Origin of the sequence: Mucilaginibacter pineti, from assembly GCF_900101875.1 — a bacterium.
GTDB lineage: Bacteria > Bacteroidota > Bacteroidia > Sphingobacteriales > Sphingobacteriaceae > Mucilaginibacter > Mucilaginibacter pineti.
Window position 1 is genome coordinate 59,446 of the sequence record NZ_FNAI01000001.1, and the last position, 19,177, is coordinate 78,622.

Below are 19,177 nucleotides of genomic sequence, written 5' to 3' on the forward strand. Positions count from 1 at the left end.
TGCGGCTGGTTGGGTACAACATTGCCTTCCCCAACAACTGCAATCTGTAACAAATTGAAATTATAAAAGCACCGGGAATTATTACAACCTGTATGAAAAAACTATATATAACCTTATTGATCATTAGTTCTTGTTTGATTTGCAAAGCCCAGCTGCCGCCGGTTTTTGATGCCGGCAGGGCAGCCGAAGCACAATCGACAGAAACAGTAAGGAAATATCTTTCGCCGGTGCGCATCCTATGGAAATCTGCCGATGCCGGCTCACACATTACCAACGCCGAAACATTGCTGAAAAAAGGTAAAGGACAGGCTGATCTTTCCGGTACCGACCTTTGTGTGCTTACCAGCACCGTACAAGGCAAACCGGGCATCCTGCTTGATTATGGAAAAGAATTACAAGGGGGCTTACAATTAATAACCGATCAATCACGCGGCGGCAAGCCCATACGGGTGCGGATCCGCTTTGGCGAATCGGCAAGTGAGGCCATGTCCAGTATCGATACTGTTAAAGGTGCCACAAATGACCACGCCATGCGTGATTTTATCGTGTCGGTACCGTGGTTGGGTAAACTTGAAATTGGCAATACAGGTTTCCGTTTTGTGCGGATAGATTTGATAGATGATAATGCCGAATTAAAGCTGAAAGAGGCCCGCGCCATTTTTATTTACCGCGATATTCCATATTTAGGATCGTTCAAATGCAGTGATACGTTGCTTAATAAGATCTGGCTTACCGGCGCGTATACTGTTCATTTAAACATGCAGGATTATTTGTGGGACGGTATCAAACGCGACAGGCTGGTTTGGGTAGGCGATATGCACCCCGAAACATCAACCATAGCAGCTGTATTTGGCTATAACGATGTGGTACCTAAAAGCCTGGATCTGGCGCGCGATATTACCCCGCTGCCGGGTTATATGAATGGCATGATATCATACTCCATGTGGTGGATCTTGATCCAGCATGACTGGTATATGCACAACGGCAACCTGAAATATCTGCAACAGCAAAAAAGCTATCTGATACCGTTGCTTAAACAATACGCTCAAAAAGTTGATGCCAATAACAGCGAAGCACTCAATGATGCCGGGCGGTTTTTAGATTGGCCGTCCAGCGAAAATGCAAAGGGTATACATGCCGGTTTGCAAGCCATGCTGGTAATGACCCTCAATGCCGGATCGGAGCTTTGTACCATTTTAAAAGACCCCGCCACCGCCAGGATCTGCGATGCGGCCGTTGCCCGCTTAAAGAAAAACGTGCCGGATGCCAATGGCTCCAAACAAGCAGCCGCACTTTTGGGCCTGTCAGGGTTATTGCCTGCCGATAAAGCCAATGCCGAGTTATCAGCCGGTGGCGTACATAATTATTCTACATTTTTTGGTTATTACATGCTGCAGGCTAAGGCAAAAGCTGGCGATTACCAGGGTGGCATTAGTGCCATCCGTGATTTCTGGGGACCTATGCTTGGCTTAGGCGCCACCACCTTTTGGGAAGATTTTAATATAGACTGGCTGCCCAATGCCTCCCGCATTGATGAACTGGTACCCGAAGGCAAGAAAGATATTCACGGCGATTATGGTGCTTATTGCTACAAAGGTTTCAGGCATAGCTTGTCTCACGGTTGGGCATCTGGTCCTACGCCCTGGTTAACCGAGCATGTGCTGGGTGTAAAAGTAATAGAAGCCGGCTGCAGGGTTATAAAGATAGAACCCCATTTGGGCGATCTTACCTTTGCCGAAGGTACTTATCCAACACCTTATGGTATCTTAAAAATAAAACACGTGAAGCTGGCCGGCGGAAAAATAAAAACAACGGTTAGCGCGCCAAAAGGTGTTAAAATAATTCAGTAAAAATCCATCCGTAATATCAAACTCAAAATGCGAAATATTTATAAAAGCGCCTGTATTGTAACGCTGGCATTTACTTGTATCGGTAGCAGCACTATGGCGCAGCAAAAAGTAAAACCCGTTGTTAGTAATAGTCTTTACTCGGGTTTTAAAACCACGCCCGATTCTGTACAAACAAGTGTTTACTGGTACTGGCTTTCTGGTAATGTTTCTAAAGAGGGAGTAATAAAAGACCTCGAATCAATGAAAAAGGTGGGTATTAACCGTGCTTTTATTGGCAACATTGGGCTCGATGATGTACCGTACGGAAAGGTTAAACTATTCAGCGATGAATGGTGGGATATTATGCACACGGCACTCAAAACGGCCACCCGCCTGGGTATCGATATCGGTATTTTTAACAGCCCGGGATGGAGCCAGTCTGGGGGGCCCTGGGTAAAGCCCGAGCAGGCCATGCGTTACCTTACCTCATCAACACAAACGGTTAAAGGGCCTATTGTTTTTAATCAAAAGCTAACAAGCCCTGTTAAGCAATTCCAGGATGTAAAGGTGATCGCTTATCCTGCGCCAACTGGGTTTGGAACAGATATTTCATCGGGTAATAAGGTTACTATTAATTCGGAACCATCGTTAACGAACGTCAATAACCTTATTGATGGTAATGAAAGCACCACTGCAAGCCTGCCATCAGATAAAAAGACCACCGTTACCATTACTGCCGATGGTGCTAAATATACTGCCCGCAGCGTAATGTTTTATTTAGGCCACCGGGCCTTGCGTTTTGAGGGCGATATTCAGGCGCTGGACAACGACGGGCACACCTATAAAACCATCAAGCATTTTATTGTTGACCGCAGCAACAGTGCGCTTAACGTGGGCTTTTCGCCTTATGCGCCGGGTGCAGTAAGCATTCCGGCAACTACATCCAGTAGTTTCCGGATTGTTTTTGATGAGAGATCATATGATGCCGAAATTGCCGAAATAAAAATATCGGCCCAGCCCCTTGTTGAAAATTATGCAGAAAAAACGCTGGCTAAAATGTTCCAAACGCCGCTTCCTTACTGGAAAGAATATCAATGGGTACCACAACCGCCGGTTGATGATAAAAACTATGTTATAGATCCCGCAAAGGTTATAGATATATCTAAATACCTGGCTGCGGATGGTACGCTGAAATGGAACGTACCTGCCGGTAATTGGGTAATTGAACGCACCGGGATGACACCAACTCAGGTTACTAATAGCCCTGCGCCGCCGGAAGGTACGGGGCTGGAAGTAGATAAAATGAGCAAGCAGCATATCGCCGAGCATTTCGACGCTTTTTTGGGGCAGATACTCAAACGCATCCCGGCGGCAGATCGTAAGAGCTTTAAGGTAGCCGTACAGGATAGTTACGAAACTGGTGGCCAAAACTGGACGGATGCGCTGGCTACCAAATTTCAGTCGCTATACGGATATGATCCAACGCCGTATATGCCGGTGGTAAACGGCAGGGTAGCGGGCAGCCAGGATCAGTCCGATAGGTTTTTGTGGGATCTGCGCAGGTTTGTAGCCGATGAAGTTGCCTATCAATACGTAGGTGGCTTGCGCGATGTAAGTCACAAGAACGGGTTAACCACCTGGCTCGAAAATTACGGACACTGGGGTTTCCCGGGCGAGTTTTTACAGTACGGCGGCCAGTCTGACGAAATAGGCGGCGAGTTTTGGAGCGAAGGCGAGCTGGGTAATATCGAGAACAGGGCGGCATCGTCATGCGCGCACATCTACGGTAAAAATAAAGTATCGGCCGAGTCATTTACCTGCGGGGGCGGTGCGTTCTCCCGCTATCCGGCTATGATGAAACAACGTGGCGACCGCTTTTTCACCGAAGGGATAAACAATACACTATTGCACGTATACATTGAACAGCCTTATGAAGATAAAGTACCGGGGGTAAATACAGGCTTCTCCAATGAATTTAACCGTTTAAATACCTGGTTTTATGATATGGATCTGTTTACGGCGTACATCAAGCGCTGTAATTTCATGCTTCGCCAGGGAAGTTACGTGGCCGATGTAGCCTATTTTATTGGCGAAGATGCGCCCAAGATGACCGGTGTGCGTGATCCAGAACTGCCACAAGGTTATTCTTTTGATTACATAAATGCCGAGATCCTGAACAGCCGCGCAAAAGTAGTTAATGGCAAACTGGTATTGGCCAGCGGCATGAGCTACAAAATATTGGTACTCCCTAAATTGGAAACCATGCGCCCGCTACTGTTGCGTAATATTAAAAAATTAGTTAGCGAAGGCCTCACCATATTAGGCCCTGCGCCAAGCCGATCGCCAAGTTTGCAGAACTATGGCAGCGCTGACGCGGAGATCAAGAGTTTAGCTTCGGAATTGTGGGGCGATATAGATGGTAGTGCTGTTAAAACCCATAAATATGGGCAAGGACTTGTTATAAACGGTATGGACATGGAGCAGGCCCTAAAGCTGGTAAACGTACCGCCCGATTGCAGGTTTGATAAAGATAAGCAGGCACTGTTTATCCACCGCAGGCTTGCCGACGGCGATGTGTATTTTGTATCAAACCAAACAGATAAAGATCTTGACCTTGATGCAGCATTCAGGGTAAGCGGTAAAGCGCCCGAACTTTGGGACCCCGTAACAGGCAGCAGTCGCAACTTACCATCATACAAACAGGAAGGCGCAATAACAACCGTTCCCTTAAAACTTGCACCTAACCAAAGCAGCTTTGTTGTTTTCAGAAAAAACAGCGTTGCCGGCAAAGCGAAGGATGAAGCACTTAATTACCCAAAACAACAGGTGGTTAATAAGATCAATACACCATGGAAAGTTACCTTCGATACCAAAAGGTGGGGCCCTACAAAACCTGTATTTTTTGATAAGCTTGACGATTGGACCAAACGTGCAGAGGATAGTATTAAATATTACTCAGGCTCGGCAGTTTATCATAACACCTTCAATATAGCCAAAATTGAAAAAGGCAAACACCTGATACTTGATCTGGGACAGGTTAAAGCTATGGCGAAAGTAAAGATAAATGGTGTTGAAGTTGGCGGTGTATGGACGGCCCCTTACGTGCTGGATATTACAGGTAAACTAAAACCAGGTAATAACACTATTGATGTAACTGTGGTAAATACCTGGGTGAACCGCTTAATTGGCGATAGCAAATTACCGGCCGACAAACGAAACACCTGGACTATTAACAACCCATATAATGAGCATAGTAACCTGGAGGCATCGGGCCTTACCGGGCCGGTAAGTATAAAATCTGTTGCCTACTAATTTAGTTGTTTGATTTTTGCAGGTTATGGTTTGAATTTCGTAATTTTTGCTAAATAGTTTCTCATTAGCTTTGTTTGTATTAAAACATAAAAAAACTATAAAATTTACCATGATAACAGCAAAAGGTTACGCGGCACAAGATGCCGAAACAGATTTAGCGCCCTGGGATTTTCAGCGCCGCGAGGTTGGTCCTCATGATGTTCAGTTTGATATTTTATTTTGTGGAGTTTGTCACTCCGATCTTCACCAGATCAAAAATGATTGGTTCCCTGGTATATTTCCAATGGTGCCGGGGCATGAAATTGTTGGTCGTGTAATTAAAGTTGGCGACCATGTAACCAAATTTAAAGTTGGTGACCTTGCCGGTACCGGCTGCATGGTAGATTCATGCCAGGTTTGCGAAAACTGCAAGCAGGATCTGGAGCAGTATTGCCTGGAAGGAAGCACCCAAACTTATAATAGTATGGAGCGCGATGGCTCATCGCCAACTTATGGTGGTTACAGCAATACCATTGTAGTAAGGGAGGAATTTGTATTGCACATCTCTGAAAAACTTGATCTTGCTGCTACAGCACCTTTGTTGTGTGCTGGTATCACTACTTACTCGCCATTAAGGCATTGGAAAGTTGGCAAAGGACATAAACTTGCCGTATTAGGCTTAGGTGGTTTGGGCCACATGGCTGTTAAATTTGGTGTAGCTTTTGGTGCCGAAGTTACGGTACTAAGCACATCGCCAAAAAAAGAACAGGATGCTAAAGATTTAGGCGCACACCATTTTGTAGTAACTACAGATCCACCACAGATAAAAGCAGCGCAAGGAACATTTGACTTCATCCTCGACACGGTTTCTGCCGAGCATGATTTCAACATGTACCTATCGTTGTTAAGAACAAATGGCGTTATGATTTGCGTTGGTGTACCACCAAAACCGGCAGAAGTAGCTGCGTTTAGCTTATTAGGCGGCAGAAAAAGCCTTGCTGGTTCTGGCATCGGCGGTATTAAGGAAACTCAGGAAATGCTTGACTTCTGTGCCGAAAATAACATCGTTTCAGATATCGAATTGATCGATATCAAGAATATTCAACCAGCTTATGACCGTATGGTTAAAGGCGATGTACGTTACCGCTTTGTAATTGATATGGCTACATTGTAATAAAAATAATTGTAACAGAGCTTACACCCAAAGAGAAACCGGCATGTTAAACACATAGCCGGTTTCTTGTTTTTAAGCATTTTTTGATTTTATAAAGTGCTGAAATACGGGCTATTAATTACAACTGATTTAATGAGGTGCTTTGTAACAAAATTATCTCAAATATTATTTTTTGCTGTTTATTGCGGATAATATTTATATTTATCTGGTCCTAAATCGTTATAGATATAATTGCTTTAGCCTTTAAACCTATTTAATAAATGTTAGTCTAACTGCTTAACCGGCGCAGGGCAAACGCAATTATAACAACCAATAAACCTAATATACCTATGCTAAAATCTAAATCTGCCAAAGTCATTTTACCGGCTTTTTTTCTTCTTGCAACCCTCACGGCTTTTATTAAAGTTGATGGGCCTATTGATAAAATAGTTGCAGCATTAAACAACTGGACAACAAACAACCCTCAAGAAAAAGTTTATCTGCATACCGACAAACCATATTACGCTCTGGGCGATACCATTTGGTTTAAAGCGTACGTAACCGTGGGCAGCAGGCACCAGCTATCGGCATTAAGCGGGGCTGTATATGCCGATCTGATCAACGAAAAAGACTCGGTGGAGAAAAGTATAAAATTGCCCCTCAGTGCGGGTATGGCCAAAGGTAACTTTGTTATTAGCGATACCTTAATGTCTGGCAATTACCGCATCCGGGCCTATACGCAGTGGATGCGCAATGCAGGGCCAGATTATTATTATGATCATACCTTCGCCGTAATTAAAGGTTTTGAAAACGACGTAATAGCAAAAGTAAGCTATCAATATAAATTGATTGACAAAAAGCCTCGTGTTATAGCCACAATTAACTATACCGGTAAAGACGGCAGTCCGCTGGCATCAAGAGATGTGAGTTACAAGATAGTTATCAATAAAAATACATTCTTCCGCGAAACGGCGAAAACCGATGCATCCGGTAATGTTATTATTTCGATACCTAATGATGCCAAAACAGGTCTTGATAAAGGCGGTTTTATTGTTACCGCATTCAAAACCGAAGAAAAAACATTAGTCACCAATGCGTTTGCCATAAAAGCGAACCTTACGCAAAGCGATGTGCAATTTTTCCCCGAAAGCGGCAATTTAGTTACCGGCATAACTTCAAGGGTAGGGTTTAAAGCGGTAGCGCCAGATGGTAACGGCATTGATATTAAAGGTTCTGTTATTGATAATGCCAACCAGGAGGTAGCCACTTTTCAAAGTGAACACGCCGGCATGGGCAAATTTATGTTTAAGCCGGAGGATGGTAAAACCTACACCGCTAAGATTACCTATCCAGACGGTACCCAATCATCTGTTGGGCTTCCTAAAGCACAGGATGCTGGTTATGTGCTGGCTGTATACAATAATTTCGATAGTGATACTTTGGTAGTAAGGATAAATGCTTCGCCACAGTTGTATCAAACGCCGCAAGTATTAAGCCTGGTGGCACAAACAGGTGGCGAAATGATTTTCGGCTCGCAGGTGAAGATAGCAAGAGCGGCCACATCGGTGTTTATTCCCAAAAAAGATTTTCCTACCGGTATAGCGCAATTTACATTATTCAACAGCAATGGGCAGCCGCTTAACGAGCGTATTTCATTCATCCGGACACCAGATCTGATGCAGCTTAAACTCACCACGGCCAAACAAAGCTATAAAGCAAGGGAAAAGGTTGAAGTCATGGGCGATGTAATGGATGGCGCGGGCAAGCCGGTTGCAGGTACATTCTCGGTGTCGGTAATAGACGAAAGTAAAGTGCCTGTGGAAGAAAGTGCGGAGAGTACCATCTTGTCAAATATCTTACTAACCTCCGATTTGAAGGGCTATATTGAAAAGCCCAACTATTACTTCACCAAAACAAGCGAAGAGGTAGATGGTGCCCTGGATAACCTCATGCTTACCCAGGGATACCGCAGGTTTGTGTGGAAAGATTTACTTGCAGGTACGGGCACTACACCTGCGCTTTTATACCCGGCAGAGAAGCTAAATACAGTAATTTCTGGCCGGATATTAAGCCTGAGCAACAAACCGGTACCGGGAGGAAAGATTACCTTGTTTTCGTTAAAGACAGGTATAACCCAGGATACCGTTGCCGATGCCGAAGGAAAGTTTAGCTTTCCTAAGCTGGTACTTGCCGATAGCATAAAATTCAGCGTACAAGGCAGAACCCCCAAAGACGGTACCCACGTAATAATAAAACTCGACAAGATTGCATGGCAGGGGATGACCGTTAATAAAAACGTTGGCGATATAAATACCGACTTAATGGGCAGCAAAAAGGAATTTGTTGAAGGTAATGTAAAAGAAATAGCCCAGCTGCAAAGGTCTGGAAAATTAAACAGGGTACAGCAACTGCAAACCGTGAGTATCAAAGGCAATAAGCCTGGTCGTTCGCAAGGTATGTTCAGTGTACCCGAAGGTCACGCCGATCAGACTTTTGTACTTGACCATGCCGAAAACTGCGCCACCTTGCTGGCCTGCGTGCAGGGGCGTTTGGCTGGGGTAACGTTTGAGCCTAACGGCGATGTGCAAAATTATCCGTACGGAAAAGATGGCGGAAAAGCTGTACCTATGAACGTATATATCAACGGCGAACAGATTACTGATAAGTATGATGTAGAAGATGTGTTTACAGGAGGATCTATCGACCCGGCAGATGTTGTTAAGATAGACGTTGTGCGGACAGGCGCGGCCATGAAATCATACCTGGGAGGGTTGGCCCTGCTTATTACCGTCAGGGGATCGTGGACAAAAGGATCTTATCACCCTGAGATAGCCAATATTTCTCCGCGTGGCTTTAGCAATGTTAAAGACTTTTATTCGCCAAAGTATGATGCGCCGCAAAGTGATCCGGGTACGTTAACAGATCTGCGCTCAACAATTTACTGGAATCCTGGTGTAAAGGCATCAACCGATGGTAAACTGAAGTTTGATTTCTTTAATGCCGATGAAAAGGGTACCTATAAAGTTATTATTGAAGGTATCAATGCTTCGGGTCAGTTAGGTAGGCAGGTATACAAGTATAAGGTTGAATAAAAGTTTTTCAGTCAAGTAAAAACACATACCTGATAAATAAAGATGCCCGGCAACTGGCCGGGCATCTTTATTTATCGACCTTTAACGTTTCAGTGATTTACAGCTGTCGTTAAAATCAAATATTTTTTCAAAAAGGTATTAAATTCTAAGTTATTCTGTTAATTTTATTGCTTCGTTTAAGCCATTTATATGTCACTAAATCGATGTAGTAAATAAAAGCGCCGTTGCTTGATACTTTTACATATCAGTAATACATTTGACGAACCAATTATAGCTATTATAAAATACATGCTGGTAAAGAATAATGAATTACAGAATAAATGGTAAAGGAGTTTATTTATTATTTTTAATAATTACTACAGCAGTTTACCAATTAAAGGCACAGGTTGTAACGCTCGATTATTATTTTAATCACGAGGTGCATACTAACGCTGCGGGCAAGCAGCAGCGTTATCATTATTTATGGAACGAAGCCCAGGATTCCGGGTATTCAATTTGGGGTGATGCATTTAAAAAGCATGGAGCTACGTTAGATACACTTGCCGAAGCGCCAACAACTGCTAACCTGAAAAAGTCTGCAGTGTATATCATTGTTGATCCGGATACGAAAAAGGAAAGTCCGAAACCCAATTACATCAGCAAGGGTGATGTATCAGTTATTGAAAAGTGGGTAAAAAATGGCGGTGTGCTGGTTATGCTGGCTAATGACAGCGCCAATGTAGAGTTACTACATTTTAATACACTTGCTGCAAAATTTGGGATGCACTTTAATAATGATTTGCAAAATCATGTAATAAATGATGCGCATTTTAATGACGGTGCAATTGTTACAAAGGATAATCCCCTGTTTAAAACCGCAGGTAAGATATTTATGAAGGATGTATGCTCTATAACAATAAAGGGCAAGGCTAAGGCAGCTTTAAAAAAAGATAACGCAATTATTATTGCAACTGCTAAATTTGGCAAGGGAACAGTATTAGCCGTTGGCGATCCCTGGTTATATAATGAATATACAAATGGAAGATTGCCTTCCGGTTTTGAAAATGATAAAGCAGCCGATGACATATCGGCATGGTTGTTAAAACAAGTTCCTGATGTTAATTAATTTTATACGGTAATCCGCTGCGCGAAATGAAAAAAAAGAGAGTTTCTATTAAAGATATTGCAGCGCAGTTAAATATTTCAATAACTACGGTTTCCTTTATACTAAACGGAAAATCAAAAGAAGTGGGTATAAGTACCGCTCTTACCGAAAAGGTATTAAAACACGTAGAGGAAACAGGCTATAAGCCCAATTTACTGGCCAAAAGCCTGCGCACAGGTAAAACCAAGATCATTTGTTTACTAATCGAAAACATTGCCGATCCGTTTTTTGCAACAGTAGCCGGGTATGTAGAAGAATTATTTAACCAACGCGGTTATAAGATAATATTTGGAAGTACAAAAAATCAGGCTGCTAAAACAAGGGAACTGATAGACCTTTTCAGGGATAGGCACGTTGATGGGTTTATAATTGCGCCCTCGGAAAAATTGGAGGCGGATATCACTAATTTACTAAACGAGAGTATTCCCCTGGTACTTTTTGACCGTTATTACAAGGAAATTGAAACCGATAGGGTAACAACCGACAATTACGAAGGCGCGTATAACGCTGTTAAGCTCTTAATAGATCAGGATTACCGGAACATAGCGCTAATCACAATAGACTCGGAGCAAACGCAAATGCATGACCGTTTGCTGGGCTATGAGAAAGCCATAAGCGAATATGGGCTAAAGCCATACACCGTAAAAATGAACTACCAAAAAGTAGAGCAAACCGCCGTAGAGGAGATCACGCAACTATTAACCCAAAACCCCGATATTGATGCCTTGTTCTTCGGTACAAATTACCTTACACTTAAAGGTTTGCAGGCAATTGAGGAGTTAAATTTAAGCGTTCCCGGCGATATAGGTGTGATATCATTTGATGATCATGATGTGTTTAAGCTGCTGAAACCCAATATCACCGCTGTTGCGCAGCCGATAGCCAAAATGTCGGAAGAGATGGTGAACTTATTGCTGGAACAGATAGATGTCACTAAAGCAGAGCGCACTAAAAGACAGGTAGTTGTGCCATCTACGATGCATGTAAGAGATTCGTCAATCAAGAAAATCAATCACAATGCCTAAGGGCTTTTATCGTGTTTAACTAATCAGGATATTTTCGCCAAATTTTTGCGATACGGTTGTTTTCTCGCCGCCATCAATGCTTATAACCAGCGATTGATCAAACGTTATTATCTCAAATAGCTGTATTTGTGTACCTATTCCTATGTTCAGTTTTAGCAGATATTGAAGAAACGCGCTGCTGGTGTCCCTCACTGCCGCCACCCTGCACGATGTGCCTGTTTTAACATCGGCCAGCTTAACCGAATAGGTTTTGGGTAATTTACCATTAGCTTTTGGTATAGGATCGCCGTGAGGGTCATATTCCGGGAACCCAAGGAATTTATCAAGCCTATCGGCCAAAGTAGGGGCGCTTATATGCTCCAGCTCTTCGGCAATATCATGGATCTCATCCCAATGATAGCCCAGTTTTTCCAGTAAAAAAACTTCCCAAAGACGGTGTTTCCGTACAATGAGTATAGCAACTTTTAATCCCTGCGGCGTTAGTCGCACACCTTTCTTTTTATCATATTCTATCAATTGCTTTTCGGTCAGCTTCCTAATCATATCCACTACCGATGCCGCATTATTGCCCAATGATTCCGCGATAGCGGTGGGCGTAATTTTTTCATCGGCCTTTTGCGATAACCTGTATATAGATTTAAGGTAGTTTTCTTCGGATAAAGTGTGCATACTTCTACGGGATAATTACAAACATAAATAAAATAAGCTGATAATTTAAAATTGATTAGTCTTTAAATTAAAATTAGTCTTATCTAATTTTAATTATTTTATAATTCAAATTATAATGATATGTTTGTCCTGTTAAAATAAACTTATGGGGCGAAGATCATTACTTATAACAGGTTCAGTATTAGGTGTCGTTATTTTTATTGCAGCGTGCTCGCATGTGCTGCCGGTAGCCCCGGCGGGCGATGCCGTACTTGACGGACCGGTAGATGATTTAACCGGCGAGCAGTTAGCCAGGCACGCCACCGGCGATGCTGCCTTTACCGACCAGGTGTTTACACCGCAAACAGGGTTAGGGCCGGTGTTTGTTGCCACCAGCTGCGGCAGCTGCCACAAGGGCGACGGAAAAGGGACACCCTTTACCACTTTAACCCGCTTTGGGCAAACGGATAGCACCGGTAATCATTTTCTGGAACAGGGCGGGCCGCAGTTGCAAAGCCGCGCCATACCCGGTTATCAGCCCGAGCAAATTCCTGAAGGGGCAAGCTTCGCAAAATTTACCCCGCCAATTAATACCGGCTTAGGCTTTCTGGAACTGGTAAGCGATGCCGATATCATAGCCATGGCCGCCGGTAATACCAACAACGCCGATGGCGTACGCGGGCATCCAAACTGGAATTATATTCCGGCTTACATTCCTGCCGAACAAAATAGGATCACAAGGGGCGGAAAATATATTTGCCGTTTTGGCAAAAAAGCGAGTGTGTTTAACCTGCTGCAGCAAACGGTAAACGCCTATAACCAGGATATCGGCATTACTTCATCTTTTGATCCGCTGGATGCGTACACCCGCAAAGTTATCGACCCGGAGATTGGTACCAGCACCATTAACGATGTTGTGTTTTACCTGCAAACGCTAAAGGCACCGCTGGAACGTACCCCTAATGATGTAGCTGTACAGCAAGGCAAGGCCATTTTTATACAAGCCGGCTGCGAAAACTGCCATAAACAAACACTCAAAACCGGTTATTCGCCGGTTGATGTGCTTTCCAATAAGGAGTTTCATCCTTATACAGATTTACTGGTGCATGATATGGGCCCTGGTCTTGATGATGGTTATACCGAGGGCAACGCCAAAACAAGCGAATGGCGTACCGCGCCGCTATGGGGATTGGGCCTTGCCAAAAATTCACAAGGTGGCAACATTTTTTTGCTGCATGACGGCCGCGCGCACAGTATTTCCGAAGCGATACTTATGCATGGCGGCGAGGCTGCCGTAAGCAAGGGGCGTTTCAATAAGCTCACCGTTGCCGAACAGGAAAAGGTTATCAAATTTCTTCAATCATTATAATTATGGATCGTAAAAACTTTATAAAAACCTGCGGTTTCGCCTGTATTGGTGGCGCCGTTTTAAGTCCGCTGTTGCAGGGATGCGCCACTGCCGATCATTATGTAAAGGCCGACACCAAAGGCAATATACTGGTAATTAAAAAAGCGGAGTTCATTAAAACAGGTGGGAGTGGCAAAGCCAGTTATCACAAATATGTGATCCTTAAAAATCAGCAATTCGGCTTCCCGATTTGCATTTACCGTTTTGCTGCTGATGAGTACACCGCTTTATTAATGCGCTGTACCCATAAAGGCTGTGAAGTTAAGCCACAGGGCGATTTCCTGGTATGCCCATGTCATGGCAGCGAATTTACCAACCGGGGTGTGGTGCAAAGCGCGCCAGCCCAGGAAAATTTAAAAGCATTTATTATAAAAACAGATAATGAAAATATCTACATACAAGTATAGGGGCAGGGCGGGTTGCAGGAGTTTGGGTTTTTGTTTTGGGTTAATAATATATTGTTTTACTGCACAGGCACAGCAACAGGCCGATTCAACGCAGTTTTTAAAGCATACACCTGCCGATACTTCTACCCGGAAATTAAATATGGACGCCTTATATAGCCGCCCGTTTTTGCAATTGGGTAAGGCGCCTATAGCCATTGGCGGATACATGGAAACCAATACGCAATACACCGTTACCGATGGTGCTACGGAAGGTTTTTCTTTCCAGTTCAGGCGGGTATCTATCTTTTTATCATCTACGATTGCCAGCCGGATAAAATTCCTGTCGGAGATTGAATTTGAGGATGGTGGTAAAGAGATCAGCGTTGAATATGCTTCGCTTGATTTTGAATTACATCCCTTGTTGAATTTAAGGGGCGGCATCATAGTTAACCCCATAGGTGCCTTCAATCAAAACCATGACGGCCCTAAATGGGATTTTATAGACAGGCCAATTTCATCCACCACTATTTTACCCGCCACACTTTCCGAAGCCGGATTTGGATTTTATGGCAAGCAGTTTACCGGGAACTGGGTATTTGGATACGAAACCTATTTAACCAACGGTTTTGACGATAAAGTTATAGCCAACGAAGAAAACCGCACTTCCCTGGCGGCAGGCAAGGGCAACCCCGAAAAGTTTGAAGAAAGCAATAGCGGCTTACCTATGTTTACCGGAAAAATAGCTATCCGCAACCGTAAGCTGGGTGAGGTCGGTTTGTCATATATGGATGGGGTATACAATAAATGGCGCGATGATGATGGCAATATCCTCGATAAAAAGCGAAGCATCCGGGCTTTTGCCATCGACTTTAATACCTCATTTCTGAAAAACAGGATCAATATACTGGGCGAAGCAGCAAAGGTGCTTGTTGATGTGCCTGATACTTATAGCCAGCAATTTGGCAGTAAACAATGGGGCGGCTTTGTAGATGTTGTTGGCACCGTGCTGCAAAAAAACATCCTCGGCTGGGATAATGCCAAGCTCAACATCGGGGTAAGACTGGAGTATGCCGACTATAACGAGGGCAAGTTTAGGGAAACAGGCGGCAACATAGCCGATGATCTGTGGTCGGTTTGCCCGGCAATAGCGTTCCGGCCGGTTGGTACTACGGTTATCCGGCTTAATTATCGCAGGCAGCAACAACGTGATATTCTTGGTAATCCTCCTGCCAAAAGTGGCGTCATTCAATTTGGCTTCGCAACATATTTTTAATTGCTATTGCACACTGGTGAGCGCCTGCTGAAGATCTGCAATTAAATATTGCGGATCTTCGAGGCCTACATACATCCGTATCAATTGCTGACGATCATTGTTATTATCATAATGCTGTATACCGAACGAGGCTATTGCCGGAACGATAAGGCTTTCATGGCCGCCCCATGAAACAGCCAGCAGTATATGCTTTAAATTATTGCAAAAAGCCTCAATTTTTTCAAGCGATGAGTTTTTCAATGTAAAGCTAAATAAACCGCCGCAGCCTTTCATCTGCTCATTGGCAAGGATTAACTGCTTGTTATTGGGGCTAAATGGCCATATTACGTCCTGTACGGCTTCATGACCGCTTAACCATGCTGTAATGGTTTTTGTACTCTCGAAACTGCGTTCAAGGCGTAGGGGTAAGGTTCTTAATCCGCGTAAAAGCAACCATGCCGAATTTGGCGAAAGGGCAGGCCCAAAAGTCATAAATTCATTTTCGAAGATCTTCTTTAAGAGCGCCTTGCTGCCAGTGAGTACACCCGCCACCACATCCGAATGTCCGCCTATGTATTTTGTGGCAGATTGCGCTACCAGATCAATACCCAAGGCTATGGGTTGCTGGTAAAGCGGACTACAATAGCTGTTGTCGATAATAGTCACGATATCACGCGAGCGTGCAAATGCCGCCACTTTTTTCAAATCCTGCAGTTCATAGCTAAATGTGCTTGGGCTTTCTAAAAATATGATGCGTGTTTTGGGTTGGGCAGCTTGTTCAAATTCCTCCAGATTGGTTCCGCTGATAAAGGTTGTTGTAATGCCAAATTTGGGCAAAAAATCATTAAAGAACTTTACCGACCAGCTATAAGAGTTTTCAACCGCAATTATATGATCGCCAGATTTTAACAAAGCCAGCATGGGGATGGTTATGGCACTTATACCACTGCTGAATAGTAAAGCATCCTCGGCACCATCAAGCGCGGCAAGTTTTTTTCTTAAAATATCAAGCGTAGGGTTTTGCCCGCGAGAGTAAAGACTGGCTGCAAACTCATCATCCATAGCATTGCGCAAATCTCCTACGGTTTTGAAGGCAAAATTGCTTGTTTGTATAATTGGCGGCGAAACAGCATTGAAATAATTTTCCCGTTCCTCTCCAAGTTCATTTAAAATAAATGACAGTTCCATAATTTAGGGTATAGTGATTGGTGGTTTACTTTTTTTGGTAATAAAATATATGATCAAACCTATTGCAAACGCACAAAGGCAAACTAATGCTGCTTTAGGGTTTTCAATAAATATGCTGATAGTAACAAACCAATAGGTAGCAATAAAAATTATAGGGATAACAGGATACCAGCTTATGGTATAAATGCCCTTTGCATCAAGATGTTTGTTTTTTTTGCGCAAAATGAAAATGGTAACTGCCGCCGTAGATAAGCCTATGGTGTCAAAAAACATTACATAATCCAATATTTTATGGAACGAGCTTACAAAAAACAGGATAATTAGCACCGCTGCCACAAAAAAACTGAGGCCAAACTCCTGTACTTGTGTTTTCTGGTTCACGTGCTTAAAGCGGGCAGGTAATATGCCGTCATCGGCCATGGCGTAATATACCCGGGGATTAGCCATAATGTTTACATTAATGAATGCCATTACCGATATAAACATCAATAACGATACTATTTTATACCCCGATGTCCCAAACAGCACACCGGCAAGGGTTGCGGCTAAGGTTGTTTTATGTTGTAGTCCGTTTATTCCTAAAACCGAATAGTAAGTAAAATTCATTAACATGTATAACGATATAACTACTATCATTCCCCAGAAAATTGCTTTTGGAATGTTAACCTTGGGGTTTATAATATCGCCGCCAAAATTTATTGTTTGCTGATAGCCGCCATAGGTAAAAAATACAGCTACCAGACTTATCCCGAAAGCACTAAGGTTGTTACTGCTTTCGCTTGCCATTTCCATATAAGCGGTATGGATATTACCCTTAAAAACCGCAAAGCATAAAATAAGTATCATGCCTATTTTAAACATGGTGAGCACATTTTGCGTGCGTGCGCTCATTTTTATGCCTATAAAGTTTATGATATATAATACCAGCACCGATGTAATGGTCATTATTTTTATGCCCATTGCATTTTGCAGGCTTACGGGCATAATTACGGGATTAATGTATTCGGCGCCGATGAGGGCTACGGCGGCTACGGATGCAGCATTACTTATCACTAACACCCAATTGATCATAAAGGCAAAAGCCGGATGAAAACAATATGAAAATACCTTGTAAAAACCGCCGGTGGTAGGATAGCGGGCACCAATTTCGGCAAAAGTGAGCGCACCGCACCAGCTAACGAAGCCGCCAAACAGCCACGCTGCAAAGTATAATAAAGTATTGCCGGAGTTTTTGGCAACCTCGCCGGGCGTAGCAAAAATACCCATACCTATTACCAGGCTGATAACTATCATCGACAGATCAAAACGGGTGAGTTTGGGCGTAATGTTCATTAAATTATAGGATGCCATTTTGGGGCTTTAAAAGGTACAGAAATTTATTATAAACCATAACTCCGGGAGTGTTTTATTACGCCCGTAAATAAAATACCGAAATATGTGTTTTGTGAAACAATATTTATAATTTAAATCGTTATTAACCCGTAAATTATCACTACGAAATCGATTGCGTTTATTAATAATTGATAGATTTGTATTTGAAAGAGCAAATTGCTTTTTGTAATTTAGCTCATCGCAGCCAAGTAAACCGAAACCTGTAAAATGATAAAAAAGAAGATATCTATAAAAGATATAGCCCAGTTAACTAACACATCTATCACTACGGTTTCATTTGTTTTAAACGGTAAGGGACGTATTAGCAAGGAGATCACCAAAAAAATAATGGATGTAGCGCGTGAAAACGGCTACGAACCCAACCGTATGGCCATTGGCCTGCGTACTGGTATGTCAAAAGTTATTGGGTTGATCGTAGAGAGCATTGGCGGTCCGTTTTTTGGCGAAATGGCAAAGGTTATAGAGGAGGAGGCAGAGAAGGCCGGTTACCGTATAATTTATTGCAGTACCAACAACAATTTACAAAAGGGGAGGGATGTTATAAAAATGCTGTCGCAGCAATTGGTTGACGGTTACATTATTACTCCCTTCAATGGTTTAGAAAAAGAGATCCAAAGCCTGGTTGACGATGGAAAGCCGGTAATATTAATTGACGGTTATTTTCCAGACCTGGGCATTCCGCATGTACTGGTTGATAATTATAACAGTACGTTTAATGCCATAAACTGCTTTATTCAGTCGGGCTATCGAAATATTGGTTTTGTAACAGCGGATCTGGATCTGATTCAGTTACATGACCGCATGAGTGGTTATAAAGCAGCTTTAAAAGCAAATGACATAAAGGAAGATAAAAAGAAGATATTTAAATTACCTTTTAATACCGATAAAGCCGAGGCCGTAAAAGCGTTAAAAACGTTCATCGGTCAGCAAAAGCAAATGGATGCCATATTTTTTACTACCAATTACCTGGGCACCTTGGGCTTACAAACTATTAAGGATATGGGTTTAAGCATTCCAGATGATCTGGCGGTGATTAGTTTTGATGATAATGAGATCTTTAGCCTGTATCCGCCGGGTATCACCACCGTTCAGCAGCCTACTTATGAGATCGCTAAATCGGCCATCGACGTTTTGCTGGCGCAGATGAATGGCCAGAGCGGGGCGTTCGAAGTAAAATTACAAATCCCATCAAGACTGATTGAACGCGGGTCGACATCGCCAAAAAAAATAATTACACCATCGTTTAAAAGAAAAGCAGGATAAACACATTTTAATATCCCGTTAAAAATGATCTCTAAAAAAAACAGATCAAACCAATAAATTTTATATTTTTGATAAAACGTTTTATCAAATCTTGCACAATTAATTA

Annotated in this window: 13 protein-coding genes; 10 read left to right on the forward strand and 3 right to left on the reverse strand. The window is 42.9% G+C overall.

From position 1 onward, the window contains the following. Positions 1-92 precede the first annotated feature (92 nt). From BLS59_RS00175 to BLS59_RS00200, 6 genes are all read left to right on the forward strand, one after another. The gene (locus BLS59_RS00175; protein ID WP_091142228.1) at positions 93-1,850 is read left to right on the forward strand and encodes an alpha-L-rhamnosidase-related protein; all 1,758 of its coding nucleotides are present in this window, start codon (positions 93-95) and stop codon (positions 1,848-1,850) included. Between the two features lie 27 nt (positions 1,851-1,877). Further along, positions 1,878-5,141 carry a glycosyl hydrolase gene (locus BLS59_RS00180; RefSeq protein WP_091142231.1) on the forward strand — a complete coding sequence of 1,088 codons (3,264 nt, stop codon included), beginning with the start codon at positions 1,878-1,880 and terminating at the stop codon, positions 5,139-5,141. Positions 5,142-5,250: 109 nt separating this feature from the next. Beyond that, the gene (locus tag BLS59_RS00185; protein WP_091144932.1) at positions 5,251-6,294 is read left to right on the forward strand and encodes an NAD(P)-dependent alcohol dehydrogenase; all 1,044 of its coding nucleotides are present in this window, start codon (positions 5,251-5,253) and stop codon (positions 6,292-6,294) included. Positions 6,295-6,623: 329 nt separating this feature from the next. Then, a complete protein-coding gene (locus BLS59_RS00190; protein ID WP_091142234.1) occupies positions 6,624-9,365 on the forward strand; it encodes a carboxypeptidase-like regulatory domain-containing protein in 2,742 nt (913 codons plus the stop codon). Positions 9,366-9,669: 304 nt separating this feature from the next. Further along, positions 9,670-10,470 carry a DUF4350 domain-containing protein gene (locus BLS59_RS00195; RefSeq protein WP_091142238.1) on the forward strand — a complete coding sequence of 267 codons (801 nt, stop codon included), beginning with the start codon at positions 9,670-9,672 and terminating at the stop codon, positions 10,468-10,470. Between the two features lie 26 nt (positions 10,471-10,496). Further along, the gene (locus tag BLS59_RS00200) at positions 10,497-11,534 is read left to right on the forward strand and encodes a LacI family DNA-binding transcriptional regulator (RefSeq protein ID WP_091142242.1); all 1,038 of its coding nucleotides are present in this window, start codon (positions 10,497-10,499) and stop codon (positions 11,532-11,534) included. A 15-nt stretch (positions 11,535-11,549) separates the two neighbouring features. Here BLS59_RS00200 and BLS59_RS00205 read toward each other — a convergent pair whose 3' ends face one another. Next, positions 11,550-12,203 carry a metal-dependent transcriptional regulator gene (locus tag BLS59_RS00205; protein ID WP_091142245.1) on the reverse strand — a complete coding sequence of 218 codons (654 nt, stop codon included), beginning with the start codon at positions 12,201-12,203 and terminating at the stop codon, positions 11,550-11,552. A gap of 145 nt (positions 12,204-12,348) precedes the next feature. Between BLS59_RS00205 and BLS59_RS00210 the strand changes: the two genes are divergently transcribed. The 3 genes from BLS59_RS00210 to BLS59_RS00220 are packed head-to-tail and all read left to right on the forward strand — an operon-like array spanning position 12,349 to position 15,249. Beyond that, complete coding sequence (locus BLS59_RS00210; RefSeq protein ID WP_091142248.1) at positions 12,349-13,551, forward strand: di-heme oxidoredictase family protein; 1,203 nt, start codon at positions 12,349-12,351, stop codon at positions 13,549-13,551. 2 nt (positions 13,552-13,553) lie between these two features. Beyond that, a complete protein-coding gene (locus BLS59_RS00215; protein WP_091142252.1) occupies positions 13,554-13,997 on the forward strand; it encodes a QcrA and Rieske domain-containing protein in 444 nt (147 codons plus the stop codon). After that, positions 13,972-15,249: a hypothetical protein gene (locus tag BLS59_RS00220; RefSeq protein WP_205411152.1), complete on the forward strand. Its 1,278-nt coding sequence runs from the start codon at positions 13,972-13,974 to the stop codon at positions 15,247-15,249. The genes BLS59_RS00215 and BLS59_RS00220 overlap by 26 nt, the downstream gene beginning before the upstream one ends. A gap of 3 nt (positions 15,250-15,252) precedes the next feature. On the opposite strand, the gene BLS59_RS00225 is transcribed toward BLS59_RS00220, so the two are convergent. Further along, positions 15,253-16,416: a trans-sulfuration enzyme family protein gene (locus tag BLS59_RS00225; RefSeq protein ID WP_091142256.1), complete on the reverse strand. Its 1,164-nt coding sequence runs from the start codon at positions 16,414-16,416 to the stop codon at positions 15,253-15,255. 3 nt (positions 16,417-16,419) lie between these two features. Next, positions 16,420-17,766, reverse strand: a complete 1,347-nt coding sequence (locus BLS59_RS00230) for an APC family permease (RefSeq protein WP_205411153.1) — start codon at positions 17,764-17,766, stop codon at positions 16,420-16,422. Between the two features lie 249 nt (positions 17,767-18,015). Between BLS59_RS00230 and BLS59_RS00235 the strand changes: the two genes are divergently transcribed. Continuing rightward, positions 18,016-19,071 carry a LacI family DNA-binding transcriptional regulator gene (locus tag BLS59_RS00235; protein ID WP_091142261.1) on the forward strand — a complete coding sequence of 352 codons (1,056 nt, stop codon included), beginning with the start codon at positions 18,016-18,018 and terminating at the stop codon, positions 19,069-19,071. Positions 19,072-19,177 lie beyond the last annotated feature (106 nt).